This window comes from Streptomyces sp. BRA346, assembly GCF_052851135.1.
Map to the genome: position 1 here is coordinate 15,587 of NZ_JAIWIH010000058.1, position 14,972 is coordinate 30,558.

At 70.5% G+C, this 14,972-nt stretch carries 16 protein-coding genes and 1 pseudogene; 14 read left to right on the forward strand and 3 right to left on the reverse strand.

Annotated features, from left to right (window positions below; all coding sequences use genetic code 11):
* Positions 1 to 103 precede the first annotated feature (103 nt).
* Entirely contained in the window at positions 104 to 1,309 is a 1,206-nt protein-coding gene (locus LCH29_RS40635) for an RNA-guided endonuclease InsQ/TnpB family protein (RefSeq protein ID WP_446466710.1), read from the forward strand.
* Positions 1,310 to 1,343: 34 nt separating this feature from the next.
* Here LCH29_RS40635 and LCH29_RS40640 read toward each other — a convergent pair whose 3' ends face one another.
* Both LCH29_RS40640 and LCH29_RS40645 read right to left on the reverse strand, forming a co-directional pair.
* Positions 1,344 to 1,994 carry an AIM24 family protein gene (locus tag LCH29_RS40640; protein WP_446466711.1) on the reverse strand — a complete coding sequence of 217 codons (651 nt, stop codon included), beginning with the start codon at positions 1,992 to 1,994 and terminating at the stop codon, positions 1,344 to 1,346.
* Positions 1,994 to 2,632: an AIM24 family protein gene (locus LCH29_RS40645; protein WP_446466712.1), complete on the reverse strand. Its 639-nt coding sequence runs from the start codon at positions 2,630 to 2,632 to the stop codon at positions 1,994 to 1,996. The genes LCH29_RS40640 and LCH29_RS40645 overlap by 1 nt, the downstream gene beginning before the upstream one ends.
* 138 nt (positions 2,633 to 2,770) lie before the next feature.
* Between LCH29_RS40645 and LCH29_RS40650 the strand changes: the two genes are divergently transcribed.
* From LCH29_RS40650 to LCH29_RS40675, 6 genes are all read left to right on the forward strand, one after another.
* Complete coding sequence (locus LCH29_RS40650; protein WP_446466713.1) at positions 2,771 to 3,115, forward strand: DUF3817 domain-containing protein; 345 nt, start codon at positions 2,771 to 2,773, stop codon at positions 3,113 to 3,115.
* Complete coding sequence (locus LCH29_RS40655) at positions 3,112 to 3,405, forward strand: MTH1187 family thiamine-binding protein (protein WP_009714975.1); 294 nt, start codon at positions 3,112 to 3,114, stop codon at positions 3,403 to 3,405. The genes LCH29_RS40650 and LCH29_RS40655 overlap by 4 nt, the downstream gene beginning before the upstream one ends.
* A gap of 42 nt (positions 3,406 to 3,447) precedes the next feature.
* Positions 3,448 to 4,851, forward strand: a complete 1,404-nt coding sequence (locus LCH29_RS40660) for an MFS transporter (RefSeq protein WP_446466714.1) — start codon at positions 3,448 to 3,450, stop codon at positions 4,849 to 4,851.
* Positions 4,852 to 5,073: 222 nt separating this feature from the next.
* Positions 5,074 to 5,586 carry a MarR family winged helix-turn-helix transcriptional regulator gene (locus LCH29_RS40665; RefSeq protein WP_446466715.1) on the forward strand — a complete coding sequence of 171 codons (513 nt, stop codon included), beginning with the start codon at positions 5,074 to 5,076 and terminating at the stop codon, positions 5,584 to 5,586.
* 52 nt (positions 5,587 to 5,638) lie between these two features.
* Entirely contained in the window at positions 5,639 to 5,977 is a 339-nt protein-coding gene (locus tag LCH29_RS40670) for a DUF3817 domain-containing protein (protein ID WP_123100123.1), read from the forward strand.
* A 109-nt stretch (positions 5,978 to 6,086) separates the two neighbouring features.
* Positions 6,087 to 7,787 carry an acyl-CoA mutase large subunit family protein gene (locus LCH29_RS40675; protein WP_446466716.1) on the forward strand — a complete coding sequence of 567 codons (1,701 nt, stop codon included), beginning with the start codon at positions 6,087 to 6,089 and terminating at the stop codon, positions 7,785 to 7,787.
* Here LCH29_RS40675 and LCH29_RS40680 read toward each other — a convergent pair.
* Entirely contained in the window at positions 7,763 to 8,434 is a 672-nt protein-coding gene (locus LCH29_RS40680) for a TetR/AcrR family transcriptional regulator (protein WP_446466717.1), read from the reverse strand. The genes LCH29_RS40675 and LCH29_RS40680 overlap by 25 nt on opposite strands.
* Before the next feature lie 135 nt (positions 8,435 to 8,569).
* On the opposite strand from LCH29_RS40680, the gene LCH29_RS40685 reads away from it, so the two are divergent.
* The 7 genes and pseudogenes from LCH29_RS40685 to LCH29_RS40715 form a co-directional block, all read left to right on the forward strand.
* Positions 8,570 to 9,532 (forward strand): tetratricopeptide repeat protein, encoded by a 963-nt coding sequence (locus LCH29_RS40685; protein WP_123100126.1) that lies wholly within the window; start codon positions 8,570 to 8,572, stop codon positions 9,530 to 9,532.
* Between the two features lie 567 nt (positions 9,533 to 10,099).
* Complete coding sequence (locus LCH29_RS40690) at positions 10,100 to 10,717, forward strand: DUF6230 family protein (protein ID WP_446466718.1); 618 nt, start codon at positions 10,100 to 10,102, stop codon at positions 10,715 to 10,717.
* A gap of 142 nt (positions 10,718 to 10,859) precedes the next feature.
* Positions 10,860 to 11,390, forward strand: a complete 531-nt coding sequence (locus LCH29_RS40695) for a DUF6114 domain-containing protein (RefSeq protein WP_446466719.1) — start codon at positions 10,860 to 10,862, stop codon at positions 11,388 to 11,390.
* Complete coding sequence (locus tag LCH29_RS40700; RefSeq protein ID WP_446466720.1) at positions 11,368 to 12,693, forward strand: hydrogenase expression protein HypF; 1,326 nt, start codon at positions 11,368 to 11,370, stop codon at positions 12,691 to 12,693. Before LCH29_RS40695 ends, LCH29_RS40700 begins: the two co-directional genes overlap by 23 nt.
* A 129-nt stretch (positions 12,694 to 12,822) precedes the next feature.
* Positions 12,823 to 13,239: an effector-associated constant component EACC1 gene (locus tag LCH29_RS40705; RefSeq protein WP_446466721.1), complete on the forward strand. Its 417-nt coding sequence runs from the start codon at positions 12,823 to 12,825 to the stop codon at positions 13,237 to 13,239.
* 2 nt (positions 13,240 to 13,241) lie between these two features.
* Entirely contained in the window at positions 13,242 to 14,543 is a 1,302-nt protein-coding gene (locus tag LCH29_RS40710; protein ID WP_446466722.1) for a caspase, EACC1-associated type, read from the forward strand.
* 3 nt (positions 14,544 to 14,546) lie between these two features.
* Positions 14,547 to 14,960: pseudogene (locus tag LCH29_RS40715) on the forward strand (Clp protease N-terminal domain-containing protein); the annotation flags it as partial.
* Positions 14,961 to 14,972: the final 12 nt, after the last annotated feature.

Below are 14,972 nucleotides of genomic sequence, written 5' to 3' on the forward strand. Positions count from 1 at the left end.
TGGGTCCTCCGAGGATGTCCCGGCCTTCGGGCCGGGGGAAACGGATTCCTGCCGAAAAGGCCAGGAACGCCAACTGTCGTACCTCCTGTTTGGATTGGCGGTTGTGACGGTGGAAGCGAAGACCGGCGAGGACATCGGGCGTGCCCGGTGGACCTTCCGGCTTCGTGTGTCTTCCGGTGCTCGCGTGGCGCTTGAGGCGGAGTGGGGCCGGTGTCGGTGGGTGTGGAACGAGTGCGTCGCCCGCTCGAAGCGGGCCCACCGGGGCGGTGAGAGGTGCGGTCCGGCCGCGCTGGACAAGATGCTGACCGAGGCGCGCCGCATCACTCCCTGGCTCAGGGAGGGTTCCTCGGTTCCTCAGCAGCAGGTTATCCGTGACTTCGGCAGGTCCCGGGCGAAGGCGCTGAAGGACATCAAGGACCGGCTCCCCATGCACCGGTGGGCAGGTATGCCCCGCTGGAAGAGGAAGCGGGTCGCCGACCCAACCCTGAACTACACCCGGCGCGGCTTCCGCCTGAAAGACGGGCGCCTGCACCTGGCGGGCGGCATCGTGGTGAGGGTGGTGTGGTCGCGCGCGCTTCCGGCCAGCCCGTCCAGCGTGCGTGTCTACCGGGACAGTCTCGGCCATTGGTACGCGTCGTTCGTGCTCCCCGCCCAGGTCGAGCCGCTTCCTCGAACCGGCCTGGTACTGGGCGTGGACTGGGGGGTGCGCGAGACCGCCACCACCACCTCGGACGCCCATGACCTTCCGCACGCCGAACACGGCCGGAAGGCTGCGGCGAAGCTGGGCCGCTACCAGCGGATGATGGTCCGCCGCCGTGCGCCGAAGGGCACGCCGCAGTCGAAGGGCTACCGCACCGCCAAGCGGCAGGCGGCCAGGCTGCACAAGAAGATCGCCCGGCAGCGGCAGGACACCGCCCGCAAATGGGCGAAGAAGGTTGTGCGTGACCATGACGTGGTGGCGGTGGCGGACTTCCGCCCGAAGTTCCTGGCCAGAACGTCGATGGCGCGTAAGGCGGCCGACGCCGCCATCGGCACGACGAAGGCGGCCCTGATCGAGGTGGGCCGCAAGCACCAGCGGGACATCCGGCTGGTGCACCCTGCGCACACCACCATGGACTGTGCGCGGTGCGGAGCGAGAACCAAGCACGCACTACCTCTTTCGGAACGTACCTACACCTGCGTCGCGTGCGGAGTCATATCCCCCAGGGACAAGAACTCCGCCCATGTGATGCTCGTCCGGGCTGGTCTGGACCCGGCTGGTGTCGAGGGCGTAAGACCTCCCGGGCCGCCGGTCCGGAAGGCAGCCTGAGCCAGGAATCTCCCGCCTTCGAGCGGGAGAGCAGTCAAAGCTTCTCCTCCGATGCCTGGACGTAGACCGTGCCGGTGCCGGACAGCTCCAGCTGGAAGGCCTCCCCCGATCCGCGGCCCACCATGTCGCGCCAGCCGAGAGCCGTCGAGAGCTTATTGCGAACATCACCCCGGTGGGCTACATATGCCTGCGGATCGACATGGACCGGACGCCCCGGCTGGATCGGCAGCTCGATCACCCCGCCGTGCGCCATCACCGCGGCCGAACCCTGCCCCTCCAGCGTGGTGGTGAACAGCCCCTGGCCGGTCACCTGGCCGCGCACCATGCCCATCACCCCGCCCTGCGACCCCAGGAACATCGTGCCCTGGCGCAGCGAGCCGTCGAACGCCAGCAGCCGGTCCGACTCCACGTACAGCGTGTCGCCGACCAGGTCGATCACCTGCACATGGTGTCCGCCGTGCCCGAACATCACGGTGCCCTGGCCCTCTATGGTCATCAGCGGCGTCGCCTCGTTGGCGACCCGCCGCCCGATCATGCCCATCACCCCGCGCTGACCGCCGGTGATGCTCGGCGTGAACCGCACCTGGCCGCGGTACGCCAGCATCGCGCCGCGCTGGCTGAACAGCGTCCGGCCGGGCGTCACCTGGGCCTCCACCATGCGGGAGGTGAGATTGGTGAACGGCATCAGACCTCGCCCCCGATCGTGTTGCGCTCGCTGGGCTGTACGTACACCAGTCCCTCGCCCTCGAAGCGGATCTGGAAGGCCTCGCCCCCGCTCTCGCCTATCAGCGCGCGGAAGTTCACGCCCGACTGGAAGTGCTGCTTGAGGTTGCCGGTGTGGGCCACGTACGCGCCCGGGTCGACCTGGAGCGGGGTCTGCGGGGTCACGCGCAGCACGATCGCCGCGCCGTGCGAGACGAGCGCCGCCTGGCCGGTGCCCTCCACGGTCGTGGTGAACAGCCCGTTGCCCTGCGCGGAGCCGCGCAGCCCGGTGAAGGAGGTGCCGGTGCGCAGGGCCGCGTCCGTGCAGAGCAGGTTGTCCGCCTCCACGTACAGCTTCTCGCCGTGCAGCGACACCAGGTTGATCTCGCTCGCCCGGTCGGCGAAGTAGCACGTGCCGTGCCCCTTCACCTCCATGACCTCCATCTGCTCGCCGGTGAGCCGCCGCGTCACCATGCCGCGCAAGCCCTCACCGCCGCCCGTCCTCTTCTTGAAGGTCATGTCCCCCTCGTACGCGATCATCGCGCCGTTCTTCGCCTTCACGGAGTCGCCGGTCAGGTCGACGGCGAGCACCCTGGATCCCTGGAGCCGGAAGTGAGCCACGGAACCGACGGTATCGGTCCCGCCACCCGGGAGAAATGATCGCGGGCGGGGCTGCGACAATAGGAGCGCTTGTGCATGGCTTCACAAGCACCCCTGTTCCGATCCGTTGTCCGTGTCTCCTCATGCGAAGGTGCTCTCGTGGACTTCAAGACCGCCACCGCGCTGCGCCGGCTCCGCCTGGTCTCCGCGCCCGAGGCCGTGTCCTTCCTGCTGCTGCTCGTCTGCTCGGTGCTCAAGCGCACCACGGACTTCAACGCGGTGCCGGTGATGGGCATGGTGCACGGCGTCCTCTTCATCCTCTACGTGGTCTTCTGGGCGGACGCCTGGAACAAGACCAAGTGGGGCTGGAAGACCGCCGTCCTCTACTTCGTCCTCTCCGTCCTGCCCACCGGCGGCTTCTTCGCCGAGCGCAAGCTCAAGCGCGAGGCCGAGGCCGGTGTGATCGCGGCGCGGGCCCGCCGCGAGGGTGTGGTCAACGTATGATCGTCGCCTTCTCGGTGACCCCGCTGGGCGTCGGCGAGGACGTGGGGGAGTACGTCGCGGACGCGGTGCGGGTGGTGCGCGAGTCGGGGCTGCCGAACCGCACGGACGCGATGTTCACCTCGATCGAAGGTGAGTGGGACGAGGTCATGGCCGTGGTCAAGCGCGCCGTGGCGGTGGTGGAGGCGCGCGCCCCGCGCGTCTCCGTCGTCATGAAGGCCGATATCCGCCAGGGCGTGACGGACGGCCTCACCTCGAAGGTGGACACGGTGGAGCGGCACCTCTCCGAGTAACGCCCTCTGGAGCGGGGCCGCCGGTGCGGGCAGGCTGGGCACATGCCCACATCCTCAGGGTCCGGGGCCACGGATCCGGCCGCGTTACGCCCCGGCCACCCCGCCCCCGTACCCGAGCCCGAGCCCGCCGCCACCGCGCGCACCGGCTACGGCGCCGTCTTCGCCTTCCGCGAGTTCCGCACGGTCTTCGCCGCGCATCTGATCTCGATGCCGTGCGAGATGGCGGGCGGGATGGCGCTGTCCGTCCTCGTCTACCGGCTCACCGGATCGCCCCTCCTCAGCGCCCTCACCTTCGCGACCGCGCTGCTGCCGTACGTGATCGGCGGCACCCTGCTGTCCTCCGTCGCCGACCGCTACCCGGCCCGCCGGGTGCTCGTCGTGTGCGACCTGGTGCACGCGGGCTGTGTGACCGCCATGGCGGTCCCCGGGATGCCGGTGGCCGTGCTGCTCGCGCTGCGCTGCGTGCCCGCGGCGATCTCGCCCGTGTTCAGCGGCACCCGGTCGGCCACGCTGGGCGACATCGTCGGCGAGGGCGATCTGTTCGTGCTGGGGCGCTCGGTCATCCGGATCACCGCGCAGAGCGCCCAGCTGGCCGGGTTTGCGGTGGGCGGGCTGCTGCTGACCGCCGTGTCGCCGCGTACCGTCCTGGTGATCATGGCCGCGGCGCTGTGCTGCTCGGCGCTGCTGCTCCGCTTCGGCACGCAGCCCCGCCCCGCGCGCCGCACGTCCGGGGACGGGGACGGGGCGGGCGGGGCGCTGCTCGGGGACTCGCTGCGCGGCGTCCGGCAGCTGTTCGCCGACCGCCGGGTCCGGGCGCTGCTGCTGCTGTCCTGGGTGCCGCCGATGTTCGTGGTGATGCCGGAGGCGCTGCTGACGCCGTACGCGGACGCCCAGGGGCTGGGCTCGGTCGGGCTCGGGCTGCTGATGTGCGGGATGCCGGTCGGCGCGGTCGTGAGCGAGGTCCTGGCGGGCTCCCTGCTGGGGCCGCGCGGACGGGCCCGGCTGACGCTGCCGGTGGGGGCGCTCTCGGCGCTGCCCGCCGTCGGGTACGCCGCGGATCCCTCGTTCGGCTGGGCGCTGGCCCTCCAGGTGGTGACGGGCTTCGGGATCGCGTACACCCTCGGCCTCGACCAGTGGTTCCTGGCGGCCGTGCCGGAAGAGCTGCGGGGCCGGGCGATGACCGTGCTGACGGCCGGGCTGATGACCGCGCAGGGCCTGGGGATGGCGGTGTCGGGGGCGGTCGCGGAGTTCGTGCCGGTGCATGCCGTGGCGGCGCTGGCGGGCGGCTGCGGCGCGCTGTGCTCGCTCCTGGTCGCGCTGGAGGTGCGGCGTGCGGTCCCCAGGGGGTGTCCGCAAAGTCCCGCCGGGCCCGCGACGCCTGGCACGCGCCCCCGGCTACCGCTGGGAGGTGCCCCCTCTCGCTGCGTTGTCGGATCACCCGAGTAGGCCCGCCCCCGGACTCCGTCCGGGAGGTGCCCCCGCGAGGGCGACCCTCCGCCTTGCGATCGCACGCGCCCCCGGCTACCGCTGGGAGGTGTCCCCTGACGCCGCGGGCTGATCCGACGCGACTTTGCGGACACCCCTAGGGGTGGACCGGGGCCGGGTCCGGCCGGTTCGAGGGGTGAGACCGGGCTGACCGCGATATGACCGGCCGGTAGGGTCGGTAGCGTGCCGAAGCCGCTCAGCTTGCCGTTCGACCCCATCGCCCGCGCCGATGAGCGCTGGAAGCAGCGATGGGGGTCCGTGCCGTCGATGGCCGCGATCACGTCGATCATGCGGGCCCACCAGATCCTGCTCGGCCAGGTCGACGCGGTGGTCAAGCCGTACGGACTGACCTTCGCGCGCTATGAGGCGCTGGTGCTGCTCACCTTCTCCAAGTCCGGTGAGCTGCCCATGTCCAAGATCGGCGAGCGGCTGATGGTGCACCCGACCTCGGTCACCAACACGGTGGACCGCCTGGTCAAGTCGGGTCTGGTCGACAAGCGGCCCAATCCGGCCGACGGCCGCGGCACTCTCGCCAGCATCACCGACCAGGGCCGTGAGGTGGTCGAGTCGGCCACCCGTGACCTGATGGCGATGGACTTCGGGCTCGGGGTGTACGACGCCGACGAGTGCGGGGAGATCTTCCGGATGCTGCGCCCTCTGCGGATCGCCGCGGAGGACTTCGAGGACGGCGCCTGACCGGCCGGGGGCGGCGAAGATCGCCCCGGAACGGGCGGTTACGCTCAACCGCATGAAACGAAGCGTCCTGACCCGCTATCGGACGATGGCCTACGTCACCGGTGTGCTGCTGATCCTGCTGACCATCGGCGTGATCGCCAAGTATCTGCTGGACGTGAGCGGCGCGGCCGGGTTCACCAGCGTCGTCGGCATCGCGCACGGCTGGCTGTACGTCCTCTACCTGGTCTTCGCCTTCGACATGGGCTCCAAGGCGAAGTGGCCGTTCGGCAAGCTGGCCTGGGTGCTGCTCGCGGGCACCATCCCGACCGCGGCCTTCTTCGTCGAGCGCAAGGTCTCCCGCGAGCTGGAGCCGCTGGTCAGCGGGTCCGAGCCCGAGACCGCGAAGGCCTGAGCCACTCTCCCCCTCCGACCTGCGGGAACGGGTCGGCCGGACACCCGGTCGGCCCGACACGGGCGGTCTGCCGTCGACAGTTAGTAGGACGTCCTAGTAAATTTGAGGTATGGACGCCGAAGGCATTGAGGCGGGCCGCCGTCGCTGGCAGGCCCGGTACGACGCGGCGCACAAGCGCGACGCGGACTTCAGCACCCTGTCCGGGGACCGGGTCGAGCCGGTCTACGGGCCCGCGCCGGGTGACACGGTCGAGGGGTTCGAGCGGATCGGCTGGCCCGGTGAGTTCCCGTACACCCGGGGTCTCTACGCCACCGGCTACCGCGGCCGCGCCTGGACCATCCGCCAGTTCGCGGGCTTCGGCAACGCCGAGCAGACCAACGAGCGCTACAAGATGATCCTCGAGGCGGGCGGTGGCGGGCTGTCGGTCGCCTTCGACATGCCGACGCTCATGGGCCGTGACTCCGACGATCCGCGCTCGCTCGGCGAGGTCGGCCACTGCGGCGTCGCGATCGACTCCGCGGCCGACATGGAGATCCTCTTCAGGGACATACCGCTCGGCGACGTCACCACCTCGATGACGATCAGCGGCCCGGCCGTCCCCGTCTTCTGCATGTACCTGGTCGCCGCCGAGCGCCAGGGCGTGGACCACGCCGTGCTCAACGGCACGCTCCAGACCGACATCTTCAAGGAGTACATCGCGCAGAAGGAGTGGCTCTTCCCGCCCGAACCCCATCTGCGGCTGATCGGCGACCTGATGGAGTACTGCGCGCGCGGCATCCCCGCGTACAAGCCGCTCTCGGTCTCCGGCTACCACATCCGCGAGGCGGGGGCGACGGCCGCGCAGGAGCTGGCGTACACCCTCGCCGACGGCTTCGGCTACGTCGAACTGGGCCTCTCCCGCGGCCTGGACGTCAACGCCTTCGCGCCCGGCCTGTCCTTCTTCTTCGACGCCCACATCGACTTCTTCGAGGAGATCGCCAAGTTCCGGGCGGCCCGCCGCATCTGGGCCCGCTGGATGCGCGACGCGTACGGGGCGACGTCCGAGAAGGCGCAGTGGCTGCGCTTCCACACCCAGACCGCCGGGGTCTCGCTCACCGCCCAGCAGCCGTACAACAACGTCGTACGGACCGCCGTGGAGGCGCTGTCCGCCGTGCTCGGCGGCACCAACTCGCTGCACACCAACGCCCTGGACGAGACGCTCGCGCTGCCCAGCGAGCAGGCCGCCGAGATCGCCCTGCGCACCCAGCAGGTGCTGATGGAGGAGACCGGCATCCTCAACGTGGCCGACCCGCTGGGCGGCTCCTGGTACGTCGAGGCGCTCACCGACCGGATCGAGGCCGACGCCGAGAAGATCTTCGAGCAGATCAAGGAGCGCGGCCGCCTGGCGGTACCGGACGGGCAGCATCCGATCGGGCCGATCACCTCCGGCATCCTGCGCGGCATCGAGGACGGCTGGTTCACCGGGGAGATCGCCGAGTCCGCCTTCCAGTACCAGCGGGCGCTGGAGAAGGGGGACAAGAAGATCGTCGGCGTCAACTGCCACCACGGCTCGGTCACCCACGATCTGGAGATCCTGCGGGTCGGTCACGAGGTCGAGCGCGAGCAGGTGCGGGTGCTGGGCGCCCGTAAGGCCGGACGGGACGAAGCCAAGGTGACCGACGGGCTGAAGACGCTGGTGGCGGCCGCCCGGGACGGCTCCAACATGATCGAGCCGATGCTGGAGGCGGTGCGCGCCGAGGCGACGCTCGGCGAGATCTGCGGCGCACTGCGCGGGGAGTGGGGGATCTACACCGAGCCCGCCGGGTTCTGACCGCTCTCCGGCGGCGCGCTCGCTCCGCCCGGGTGCGCCGTCGCGGCCAGCCCGTGCAGCAGCAGCGTCGAGAAGCCCTGGGCCCACTCCCTGTCCACCGGCTCCGCGCTGACCAGCAGCCGGTGCACCACCGAGCCCGCGATCACGTCGAAGATCAGGTCCGCGTTGCGGGCCGCCGCTCCCGGATCGTCCTCGCGCGGCAGTTCGCCGCGCAGCTGCGCGCGCTCCCGGCCGATCAGCACCAGCCGCTTCTGCCGGTCCACGATCGCGGACCGGACCCGGGCCCCCAGCGCCTCGTCATGGGTGGCCTCGGCGACCACGGCCATCAGCGCCGTCTTGGTCTCGGGCAGCTCCAGCAGCTCGGCGAAGCGCACCACCACGTTCTCGATGTCCGCCCGCAGGCTGCCGCAGTCGGCCGACATCAGGTGCTCGTCGAAGACCGCGGCGACCGCGTCCACGACCAGCTCGCTCTTGCCCGCCCAGCGGCGATAGAGGGTCGTCTTGGCGACTCCGGCGCGTGCCGCGACGTCGCCCATCGTGAGCTTTCCCCAGCCCAGCTCGACCAGGGCGGCACGCGTCGCGCCGAGGATGGCACGGTCGGCCTCGACGCTGCGGGGGCGCCCTGTGCGCCTGCTGGGCGGGCTCATGGCGCATGACCCTACTCGCAGGTAGACGCGGGTGTCCCGGCCGGTTACGCTACGGCTCGTAGCGTAAGAACGGCCTGTCCGCGGATCGGCTGGTGCGCTTTTCCATTCACCGCGTCGAGAGGGGAGGATAGGACCATGCAGCCACGGAACATGTCCATGAGTGGAGTGGTCGACCTCGCCGCGGTGAAGGCGGCCGGGGAAGCGAAGCAGAAGGCGGAGAAGGCGCGGGCCGACGCCGCCCGCACGGGCGCGCCCGCGCCCACGCGCCTGGTCTTCGACGTCGACGAGGCGGGTTTTCAGCAGGACGTCCTCCAGCGCTCCACCGAAGTGCCAGTTGTCATCGACTTCTGGGCTGAGTGGTGCGAGCCGTGCAAGCAGCTCGGACCGATCCTGGAGAAGCTCGCCGGGGAGTACGCGGGGAAGTTCGTCCTCGCGAAGATCGACGTCGATGCCAACCAGATGCTCTTCCAGCAGTTCGGCGTGCAGGGGATCCCCGCGGTGTTCGCGGTGGTCGCCGGGCAGCCGGTGCCGCTGTTCCAGGGCGCGGCGCCGGAGGCGCAGATCCGCCAGGTGCTGGACCAGCTGGTCCAGGCCGCGGAGCAGCAGTTCGGCATCGTCGGCGCCCCGGCCGAGCCCGCGGCGGAGGACGCCGGGCAGGAGGCCCCGGAGGCGCCCGCGGGCCCGTACGACAGCGCGCTGGCCGCGGCCCATGAGGCGCTGGACGCGGGGGACCTGGGCGGTGCCGTCCGCGCGTATCAGAACGTGCTGAACGACGACCCGGCCAACGCGGAGGCCAAGCTCGGCCTGGCCCAGGCCCAGTTGCTGGAGCGGGTGCAGGGGCTGGACGCGCAGCAGGTGCGCAAGGCGGCCGCCGACAGCCCGGCGGACTCGGCGGCGCAGATCGCGGCGGCCGACCTGGATCTGGTGGGCGGTCATGTGGAGGACGCCTTCGGTCGCTTGGTCGACGCGGTGCGGCGCACGGCGGGGGAGGATCGCGAGGCGGTCCGGCTCCATCTGCTGAGCCTCTTCGATGTGATCGGCGGTGACGATCCCCGAGTGGTCACGGCGCGTAGCGCGTTGGCGCGCGTCCTGTTCTGACCTCGCGGCTCTCAAACGGAACAGCGGCCGCGCTTTACCAAAACTTGGTAAACGCGGCTGCTGTTACTGCTAGTAAGGCCACGGCGGGGCTTTGTCCGTTCTTGCCGTTAAATCTCCCCCTCTTTTTGGCCGTTGGGCGGCGACCCTGAGTACCCGGGATCGACCGACCTGCCGCAGATCGGTTATCTACCCGTTACTCGCTAGTAACGAACCCCTTGTGCCCCGGCCGTGAATGGACCACGATCGGCCAAGCTCGGTCCATCTTCAACGAAGCCCGGCAACCGGTCGGTGCGGTGCTGCGGGTGGGTCCCCACCGGGCAGGCCGGCGGCAGTGGCGTCGGCCGTGGACAGGGGGGTCTCTGCCCAACAGGCAGGGCCTGTCCAGGAGGTTGCGCGAGAAGCGTGGCCAGTGGTTGTCGCTCGGGGGTGATCGCCGGTGTTTCGGCGGGTGCAGTTCGCGCCTGTGAGACGTGGGCGCTCTCCTTCCCGAGGACGTAGCACTTCTCCCATCCCAGTTCGGGGCCGCGGCTCCGATCCGGAGATGTACGTCCGAGAAGGAGGAAAGTCATGGAGTCCCTGGCTCGTGGCGGGACCAGATGGAAGCGGTTCGCCGTTGTCATGGTCCCGAGCGTTGCTGCCACGGCCGCGATCGGCGTCGCCCTGTCACAGGGTGCGCTCGCGGCCTCGTTCAACGTGTCCGGCCAGCAGTTCAAGGTCGCGGTCGACCGGCTCGACGGTACGGGCTTCGCCCAGTACGGCGCGATAGACACCCAGCACGGCGGGAAGAACATCCCCGTCGCGGTGTCCGCGTTCAAGAGCGCCAAGCTCAAGGGTCTGTGCCAGTCGGTGGTCGTCCCGGTCCCGGTCTTCGGCGACGTGTCGCTGAAGCTGTCGGCCGGTAACGGCAGCAAGTCGGTGGAGGCGAAGAATCTCTTCATCGACCTCGACCAGCTGGACGCCGACGCCACGTTCCGCGGCATCGACATCGGTGTGGCGGCGGGCGATGCGAACAAGGGTCCCGGGATCAACAAGGGTGACAAGGCCCTTCCCGGCTCCTTCGCCCAGCAGGCCGATTCGGCGACGCTGACCGGTGTGAAGCAGACCGCCTGGGCGACCAGTGCGGGCACGTTCAAGCTCTCCGGCCTTTCGATGAAGGTCAGCAAGGGCAAGAACGAGTGCTTCTAGAGCGCTGAGCTGGAAGGGTGGGGGGCCGCGGCGCTGCCCCTCACCCGGCATCGCCCAGCAGCGCTTACGGCGCCACGCAGTTCAGTACCGCAGTAGAACACTTGCGATCGCCTAGATCGCCAGCCCCAGGGAGCTGTTTTCAATGAGTGCCGAGTCGCCGGGGGCGCGTGACCGTATCAGCCATTGGCGCAAGTCCTTCAGGGCGTGGCGCTGGCAGCGCCCGTTCTGGGCGGGGCTGCTCACCACCCTGGCCGGGCTGCCGATCATGTACTTCCCGTACAACAGCCTCAACGCGGGCGGGTTCACGATCAACCTGTCCACCACCGCCGGATCCGCCTCGCTCATCATCGGCGTACTGCTGGTGATGCTGGGTCTGACCATGTGGTTCCAGCCCATGGTGCGGGTGTTCGCCGGGGTCGCCTCGATCCTGCTCGGCCTGGTGTCGCTGCCCGTGTCCAACATTGGCGGCTTCCTGATCGGATTCCTCCTCGCCCTGTTCGGCGGTGGCATGGGAGTCGCCTGGGCGCCGGGCGAGACCCCCACGGCACAGCCGGCCGAGGGGCCGGGAACCGCGCCCGAGGACGGCGCTGACGATGGCGGTGTGCCGGAGCCGGCCGGAGCCGGACCCGCACCGGACCAGGAAGCCACGAATGGGAGGCACCGTGCGGGGTGAAGAGGAGCAGGCCGCGGACGGAAGTCCGCGCCGGGCCAGAACCGGCCCACGGCATGCGGCGCCGAGGAAGTCGGTGCTCACTCGCCTCCAGGTGCCCGCGGGCAAGGCGATAGCGCTGGCCGCCATGCCGACGGCCGTGCTCATGGGCATGGGGCTGACCCCGCAGCTCGCGTCGGCCACCACGCGGGCCGAGGACCGGTACAAGGCCGGACCGTGCGTCTCCCAGCCCGACGAGGCCGACAAGGACGACGCCGAAGGCAAGAAGGACGCGTCCGACGACAAGGACAGCAAGGACGAGGGCTCCAAGGCCCCGTCCGGCTCTTCTGACTCGTCCGGCTCGTCCGGCTCGTCCGGCTCGTCCGGTGGTGGTGACACCGCACCCGCCAAGCCGACCCCGACCCCGACCACCCCGACCCCGAGCCCGTCCGGCTCGTCGGGTTCCGGGGACGAGCAGGAGTCCGAGGAGCCGAGCGCGTCGCCCAGCCCGTCGGAGTCCGAGACCAAGAACCCGCTGGACCCGCTGGGCATCGGGGACAAGCTGCACGACGTCTTCAACCCGGACGAGGCCGACGAGGACGAGGCCTCGGCCGAGCCCAGCGCCTCGCCCAGCCCGTCGGCGTCCTCCGCCACGCCCAGCCCCTCCCCGTCCACCGAGAAGGCCGACAATCCGGTCAAGGACACGGTGGACAAGGTCGGCGACGGCGCGAAGGACACCGTCGACAAGGTGGGGAAGGCGGCCGAGGACGCCAAGGACAAGGCCGACAAGGCCCTGCCGAAGCCCTCCCCGTCCGACGGCGCGGACGGCGGCAAGGTGGGTTACCCCTGCCCCGAGTTCGACGCCGACGCGTACAAGAACGCCGAGGACGAGCCGACCGCCAGCCCGCTGCCCGACGACCCGTGGGTCCTCAAGACCACGATGCTGTCCCTGCACGGCCTGGACTACAAGGGCATCGTCGACGTCAAGACGCACAACGGCCAGTCGAAGAAGGTCCTCAAGTTCACCGCCGAGGGCGTGGACATCAAGGATCTGCACCAGCTGGTCAAGGGCCCGGCCGGAACCACCACCAACGTGGCGGCGCGCGAGGGTTCCACCTCGACCTTCCGCAACGGCACGGTGACCATGTACACGGAGGAGCTGAAGGGCAACCTCCTGGGCATCATCCCGATCACCTTCAGCCCGAAGAGCCCGCCGCCGGTGAACATCCCCGAGGTGTTCTTCACCGATGTGACGGTCACCCAGGCCGGTCAGTTCGGCGGCGAACTGACCATCCCGGGAATGCACGTGTACAAGACCGGGGAATAACCCCGGAAAACCACATACCTGTTCGGGAGCCGCACGCCCTCCTCGGAGGGCACCGCCCGCGGACACCAGGCCCAACCGCCCGGTGTCCGCGGGCGCGTTTGTCCGCGCCGGGCTCTATCATTACCTTGAGTGTTCGCATGGACGCGCACCATGCTGCGTGGCGCGCGCCGGGGGGAAACGGGGGCAGCGGTGGAGTGCCACATTTCGGTCGACGGCCCGGAGCCGGACGAAAGCCTGGAGCAGCTTGCCGCATGGCTGCGCGACGAACCCGAACTGGCCGGCCGGGTGAGGCCGAAGGCGGCCCCGCCGCGCGACGGCGAGATGGGCGCGGCCGTGGAGCTGCTCGTCGTCTCGCTGGGCGCGGGCGGCGCACTCTCCGTCCTGGCGGGCTCGCTGCGGGCCTGGCTGTCCCAGCCGCGCCGCTCCGGCATCAAGGTCACGGTCCACCGCCCGGACGGGCAGCGGCTGGAGATCGACGCCCGGCACGTGACCAAGGAGTCCGTCGAGGAGATTCTCCGGCAGGCGCTGCGCGCGGAAGAGGAATAGCCATGCGGTTGCCCGATTCCGAGCGTTCCCGGGCGGTCCTGATCGGCACAAGTCGCTATTCCGATCCAAAACTTCCGGACCTTCCGGCGGTGCGCGACACCATCGAGGATCTGGCCGCGACCCTCACCCATCCCGCGTACGGGGGCCTTTCGGACCGGCATTGCACCGTGCTGCTGGACGAGGGCGACATTCAGCAGGTGGGCCGTTCCTTACGGGCCACGGCGGCCGGAGCGGAAGACCTGCTGCTGGTCTATTACGTCGGCCACGGTCTGATCGCGCCCAGGCGGCAGGACTTGTATCTGTCGCTGGCCGACAGCGAATTCGAGGACCCCGAGTTCGGCTCGCTGGAATACCGCAAACTGCGCGACGTCGTCCTCGACAGCCGCGCCACCTCGAAGGTCATCATCCTCGACTGCTGCTTCTCCGGCCGCGCGCTGAGCGGCACCATGGCCGGGCCGGAGGCCGCCGTGCTGGGGCAGGTCGATGTGGCGGGCACCTATGTGATGGCGTCATCCCAGGGCAACGAGGTCTCCCTGATCCAGGACGGCGAGAAGAACACGGCGTTCACCGGCCGCCTGATCCGGCTGCTGCGGGACGGTGTGGCGGGCGGGCCCGAACTGCTCAGCATCGACGAGGTCTACCGGCGGCTCCAGACCACCATGACCGCGGAGGGCCTGCCCGCGCCCCTCCAGCGCGGCTCGCGGAACGCTCCCCTGCTCGCCCTCGCCCGCAACCGCGCCCACCGCCTCCCCGACGACCCCGCCCGCCACGAGGCCGCGGTGGCGCTGTGCGAGGCGGGGCAGTACGCGGAGGCGGCGGAGGCGTTCGGCGCCCTGCTGGAGGAGCAGGAGAGCCTCCTGGGCGCCGACCACGTGGCGACGCTGCGCACCCGTCAGTGGCTCGCGCACACCCGCGGCGGGGCCGGGGCGCCCGCGGAGTCGGCGGACCGGCTGCGGGAGATCCACGCCCGGCAGACCCGGCTGCTGGGCCCCGACCACCCGGACACCCTCCGCAGCCGCCAGTTCCTCGCCGTCAACCTGGGCGAGTCGGGGCGGCGGCCGGAAGCGATACGGATGCTGCGGCTGCTGCTGCTCGACCGGCGGCGCGTCCTGGGCGGGGACGACGTCGCGACGCTGCGCACCCGCCATGTCCTGGCCCACAACCTGGCCCTCACGGGCGAGCCCGACGAGGCGGCGGCGCTGCTGCGCGAACTGGTCGCGGACCGGGAGCGGGTGCTGGGCCCGGACCATCCGCACACGCTGCGGGCCCGGCGGGATCTGTCCGAACTCGTGGTGGGAGGGTGAGAGATGTTCGAGCGCTTCACCGACCGGGCACGGCGTGCGGTGGTGCTGGCCCAGGAAGAGGCCCGGGAGCACAACCACAACTGGATCGGCACGGAGCATATGCTGCTCGGCCTGATCTACGAGGGGGAGCGCCCCGGCGCCGAGTTCCTGGAAAGCCTCGGGGTGCCCGCGGCCGGGGTGCGCGAACTGGTGGAGCGCACCCTCCCCAGGGGCACGAAGACCCCGAGCGGGCACATCCCCTTCACCTCCGCGGCCAAGCAGGTGCTGGAGGACGCGCGCCGGGAATCCACTGAGCTGGGCATGGACTACGTCGGTACGGAGCACCTGCTGCTCGGCCTGATGTGTGAGCAGGGCGGCATCGCCACCCGGGTTCTGGGGTCGTACGGCCTCGGCCTGGAGGCCGTGCGGGAGCGGGTCCGCAAGCCTGCC

Bases quoted from the DNA above. Each gene is read 5' to 3' on its own strand.
- LCH29_RS40640 (WP_446466711.1), bottom strand. From the start codon at position 1,994: ATGCCGTTCACCAATCTCACCTCCCGCATGGTGGAGGCCCAGGTGACG.
- LCH29_RS40655 (WP_009714975.1), top strand. From the start codon at position 3,112: ATGATCGTCGCCTTCTCGGTGACCCCGCTGGGCGTCGGCGAGGACGTG.
- LCH29_RS40660 (WP_446466714.1), top strand. From the start codon at position 3,448: ATGCCCACATCCTCAGGGTCCGGGGCCACGGATCCGGCCGCGTTACGC.
- LCH29_RS40670 (WP_123100123.1), top strand. From the start codon at position 5,639: ATGAAACGAAGCGTCCTGACCCGCTATCGGACGATGGCCTACGTCACC.
- LCH29_RS40675 (WP_446466716.1), top strand. From the start codon at position 6,087: ATGGACGCCGAAGGCATTGAGGCGGGCCGCCGTCGCTGGCAGGCCCGG.
- LCH29_RS40680 (WP_446466717.1), bottom strand. From the start codon at position 8,434: ATGAGCCCGCCCAGCAGGCGCACAGGGCGCCCCCGCAGCGTCGAGGCC.
- LCH29_RS40685 (WP_123100126.1), top strand. From the start codon at position 8,570: ATGCAGCCACGGAACATGTCCATGAGTGGAGTGGTCGACCTCGCCGCG.
- LCH29_RS40690 (WP_446466718.1), top strand. From the start codon at position 10,100: ATGGAGTCCCTGGCTCGTGGCGGGACCAGATGGAAGCGGTTCGCCGTT.
- LCH29_RS40695 (WP_446466719.1), top strand. From the start codon at position 10,860: ATGAGTGCCGAGTCGCCGGGGGCGCGTGACCGTATCAGCCATTGGCGC.
- LCH29_RS40700 (WP_446466720.1), top strand. From the start codon at position 11,368: ATGGGAGGCACCGTGCGGGGTGAAGAGGAGCAGGCCGCGGACGGAAGT.
- LCH29_RS40710 (WP_446466722.1), top strand. From the start codon at position 13,242: ATGCGGTTGCCCGATTCCGAGCGTTCCCGGGCGGTCCTGATCGGCACA.